Annotated in this window: 4 protein-coding genes; all 4 read right to left on the reverse strand. The window is 61.7% G+C overall.

What is annotated here, in order from left to right; translation table 11 throughout:
• Positions 1–84: 84 nt before the first annotated feature.
• Positions 85–399 (reverse strand): DUF2469 domain-containing protein, encoded by a 315-nt coding sequence (locus tag AC0AP0_RS09420; RefSeq protein ID WP_029678206.1) that lies wholly within the window; start codon positions 397–399, stop codon positions 85–87.
• Positions 396–1475 carry a GNAT family N-acetyltransferase gene (locus AC0AP0_RS09425; RefSeq protein WP_490430274.1) on the reverse strand — a complete coding sequence of 360 codons (1080 nt, stop codon included), beginning with the start codon at positions 1473–1475 and terminating at the stop codon, positions 396–398. Before AC0AP0_RS09425 ends, AC0AP0_RS09420 begins: the two co-directional genes overlap by 4 nt.
• Before the next feature lie 191 nt (positions 1476–1666).
• Complete coding sequence (gene gatB / locus AC0AP0_RS09430; RefSeq protein ID WP_490430275.1) at positions 1667–3169, reverse strand: Asp-tRNA(Asn)/Glu-tRNA(Gln) amidotransferase subunit GatB; 1503 nt, start codon at positions 3167–3169, stop codon at positions 1667–1669.
• Between the two features lie 25 nt (positions 3170–3194).
• On the reverse strand, positions 3195–4424 hold a 1230-nt coding region (gene gatA / locus AC0AP0_RS09435), incomplete at its 5' end, for an Asp-tRNA(Asn)/Glu-tRNA(Gln) amidotransferase subunit GatA (RefSeq protein WP_490430276.1).

Consider the following 4424-nt stretch of genomic DNA (forward strand, 5'->3'; position numbering starts at 1 on the left):
GGCCAGAGGCTGCCGAGGGACTTCCCACACGAATTCCCGCCATTGCGTGGAACAAACGTGATGATGCTCGCCCCTGAACGATGTTTAGCCCAACGCATCGGGTATGTCGATATCCGTCTTCTGCACTTCCTCCACATTGACATCTTTAAAGGTGACGATGCGGACATTCTTGACGAACCGGCTGGACCGGTACACATCCCAGACCCAGGCATCGGTCAGCCGGACGTCGAAGTAGACATCCTGCCCAGCGGACCGAACGTTGAAGTCCACCTTGTTGGCCAGGTAGAACCGCCGCTCGGTCTCGACCACATAGGTGAACAGCTTGATCACGTCCCGGTACTCGCGATACAGGGCCAGTTCAGCGTTGGTCTCGTAGTTGTCGAGATCCTCAGCACTCATCGACTACCTCCATTCGCGCGATCACGGCCATGGCCAAGCGTACGCCACCAGGCACGCTTGGAACGCTTGGCCTCAGTCGACCCATAGGCCCAATCAGATGCCGTATGCTCCTCGCCAGACTGCTCGGCAACAGATTCTTCGGAATCAGGCTTCTCCCCCGCAGCCGCTGCGTCCGTCTGACCAGAGTCTGCCTTCTCATCATTCCTGCTGTCAGATCCTGCATGGTCTTCAGCAGGTTTGTCCGAATGCGGACCACCTGATGCAGACGAATCCTGAGATGCCGAGGTGGACTCCTCAGGCTCGGACCCGCTTGTGCCGCCATCCTCATCCGCGGCGTATCCATGTGCAACAAGGGCTTCAGCCACACCGGGGTTTTCGCGGATGACATGCATGCCGAAAGCATTCAAAGAACGAATGGGATCATATTCGTCGACAAGTGCGTCCATGACGATCTGATCCTGATACTTGCCGTTCTCGGCATCCCAGAGCGCATCTCGGGAGGTGCCCGAGATCATGAATCCCAGGGACTGGTAGACAGAGATCGAGCGAGTGTTTTTCTCTGGCACAGCCACCCAGATCCGGTGCAGGCCCAGACCCGTAGGAGCAGCCGCGTACCCGTAGGTCATGATTCTGGGCATGGCATCCCGGGAGTAGCCGCGCCCGCGGAAGTGCCTACCCAGGACCACCTGAATCCTGGCTGAGCGAGACCAGCCGTCCACGTCGATTAGAAAGATCATGCCGATGACCCCCTTGGTGGCATCGGCATCGGGCGAACCATCCTGGTCGGTATCCGCATCAGTTACCATGGCCCAAGCCAGGGTGCGGCGGGACTCGGGATCACCCACACCCGAATCACGGGCAGCCAGACCCTTGGACCAAGCCACCGACCGACGCACCCAGGCATTGACCACGGCTCGTTCGGCACTAGGCCCCTTACCGGTGATGCCGGTGGAATTGTAAAAGGCCTCCAGCTGGTCCATTGCTGTCAGATCGGCGATGACCGCCGGACGTAGGTGCAACATCTCGCCCCGGATGTAGGGGATTTCGATCCGGTCGGGCAGCTGTCTGCTCGCCATGTCGTCAGATCCTTCAGTTTGCGTTTGCGGTCGGTCTTTGCCCCTGCCGCTCATAGACATCACGTCACCTCCATGATCGCCACCCTGCGATGGCAATCAATTGTAATCCCTCGCCCCTGGGAAAACCATGAGAGGCTGGGCAGGTCCGCCGGTTCGAATCCGATGGAACCAGGTCGGCGGACCGGGCGTGGTCAAGACTTAGCGATGCGCTCCATGACGATCTTGCTGACTGCCTTGGCATCGGCCTGACCCTTGGTGGCCCTCATGACCGCTCCGATAATAGCGCCCATGGGCTTCATATTGCCGCCTTTCAGCTTGGCCACGATGTCCGGGTTATCCTTGAGGGCCTGATCGACGGCTGCATCCAAGGCCCCGTCGTCCGAAACCACCTGATAGCCGTGCTTCTTAACAACCTCGCTGGGCTTGCCCTCGCCTGCCAACACGCCAGAGACGGTCTGCTTGGCCAGCTTGTCATTGAGTTTGCCGTCAGCGATCAACTGTTCCACATCGGCGACATCCTGGGCCGAAATGGGCAGCTCCTGCAGGCTGACCCCACGGGCGTTGGCTTCGCGGGAGATCTCGCCCAGCCACCACTTGCGGGCTCCGGCAGCCGTAGCGCCGGCCTTGACCGTATCCTCGATCAGGTCCACAGCATCGGCGTTGACCGCATCCTGCATTTGCCTATCGGTGAAATCCCACTCCTTCTTGAGACGAGCGCGGCGTTCGCGCGGCATCTCTGGCATCTGAGCCTTGAGCTCCTCGATATGATCCTCGGTCACATGGACCATGACCAGGTCGGGATCGGGGAAGTACCGGTAATCGTTGGCATCAGTCTTGACACGGCCGCCCGCCGTGGTCTGTGTGGACTCATCCCAGTGTCGGGTCTCCTGCAGCACCTCCCCGCCGGACTCCAGCAGGGCTGCCTGACGGCGGATCTCGTAGGTCAGCGTCTTCTCGATGCCCTTGAAGGTGTTGACATTCTTAGTCTCCGACCGGGTTCCCAAAGGGGCATCCGGCCCGGCGTGCAGGGAGACGTTGACGTCGGCGCGCATGTTGCCCTGCTCCATCCGGGCGTGGGAGATGCCTAGGGCCCGGACGATGTCTCGGATGGCCCGGACGTAGGCCCCGGCCACCTCGGGGGTACGCGCCCCGGCGCCCTCGATGGGCTTGGTCACGATCTCGACCAGGGGGACACCCGCACGGTTGTAGTCCACCAGTGAGTGATCGGCGCCCTCAATGCGGCCGTCGGCCCCGCCTACGTGGGTATTCTTGCCAGCATCGTCCTCCACATGGGCACGCTCGATGGGCACGCGGAAGATGCTGCCGTCGTCCAGCTCAACGTCCAGGTAGCCCTCACCGTTCAGAGGTTTGTCATACTGGGAGATCTGATAGTCGCGAGGCATGTCCGGATAGAAGTAGTTCTTCCTGGCGAACTGGCTCCACTCGTTGACCTTGCAGTGCAGGGCCAGGCCCAGCTTGACCGCATAGTCGATGGCGGTCTTGTTGACCACGGGCAGGCTGCCGGGCAGGCCCAGGGAAACCGGGGTCAGCTGGGTGTTGGGCTCACCTCCAAACTCGATATGGGCCGGGCAGAAGAGCTTGGTGTTGGTGCAGAGCTCGACATGGACTTCCAGGCCGAACACCGGGTCGTACTTGGCCACGGCATCGGCGTACTTCATCAGTTTTTCAGCCATTGTGATTCCGTTTTCCTTCCGATGCCTACTTGTTCGATCCCTGGGCCAGGCCATCCAGCCAGGGGGTGGACAACTTCCGGGAGATGGGCCCGCCCCACTGCTCCTCCAGGGCGGCCTCAAGAGCGGCGGCAGGCCGGTACATGATCTCGTCGCGCATTTGGGGGGCGAAGAACTGGAAGCCGACAGGCAGCCCGTCGTCGCTGAGCCCAGCGGGAATCGACATGGCCGGAGTGCCGGCCAGATTAGCCGGAATGGTGGCCACGTCGTTCAGGTACATGGCCAGCGGATCGTCCATCTTCTCCCCGAAACGGAAGGCCGTGGTCGGCGAAGTGGGCGATACCAGGACATCGGCCTGCTCGAAGGCCTTCTCAAAGTCGCGGATGACCAGGGTGCGGACCTTCTGAGCGGAGCCGTACCAGGCATCGTAGTAGCCGGCGGACAGGGCGTAAATACCCAGGATGATCCTGCGCTTGACCTCGTCGCCGAATCCGGCCTCGCGTGTGGCGGCCATCATGTTGGCTGCCGTCTGGGGGACGCCATTGGGAGGCATGACCCGCAGGCCGTAGCGCATGCCGTCGTAACGGGCCAGGTTGGAGGAGACCTCGGAGGGCATGATGATGTAGTAAGCAGCCAGCGCGTATGGGAAGTGCGGGCAGGAGACCTGAACCACCTCGGCGCCCATGGATTCCAGCAGCGAGACAGCCTCGTTGAAACGTGCTTCAACGCCGGGCTGGTAGCCCTCGCCGCCCAGCTCCTTGACCAGACCCACCTTGAGTCCCTTCAGATCGCGCTTCTGGCCCTGACGAGCAGCCTGTGCCAGAGGGGGAACCGGCTTGGGAATGGATGTGGAGTCTCGGCGGTCATAGCCGCCAATGACCTCCTGCAGCAGGGCCGCGTCCAGCACTGACCTGGAGACCGGACCAATCTGATCCAGGGAGGAGGCCATGGCTATGGCCCCGAACCTGGAAACACCGCCATAGGTGGGTTTGACGCCCACGGTGCCGGTCAAGGATCCAGGTTGCCGAATGGACCCACCAGTGTCAGTGCCCAGGGCCAGCGGAGCCTCAAAGGCGCCGACAGCCGAGGCCGAACCGCCGCCTGAACCGCCCGGGACCCGCTCGGTATCCCAGGGGTTGTGTGTGGGTTTGAAGGCCGAGTGCTCAGTGGAAGACCCCTGAGCGAACTCATCCAGGTTGGTCTTGCCCAGAATGGGCATGCCTGCGGCCTTGAGCTTCTTGATGACGGTGGCATCGTA

This window comes from Bifidobacterium sp. POST2/T3 (B1) (genome assembly GCF_058197115.1).

Coding starts and splice junctions, on each gene's coding strand:
- AC0AP0_RS09420 (WP_029678206.1), bottom strand. CDS start 399: ATGAGTGCTGAGGATCTCGACAACTACGAGACCAACGCTGAACTGGCC.
- AC0AP0_RS09425 (WP_490430274.1), bottom strand. CDS start 1,475: ATGGCGAGCAGACAGCTGCCCGACCGGATCGAAATCCCCTACATCCGG.
- gatB (WP_490430275.1), bottom strand. CDS start 3,169: ATGGCTGAAAAACTGATGAAGTACGCCGATGCCGTGGCCAAGTACGAC.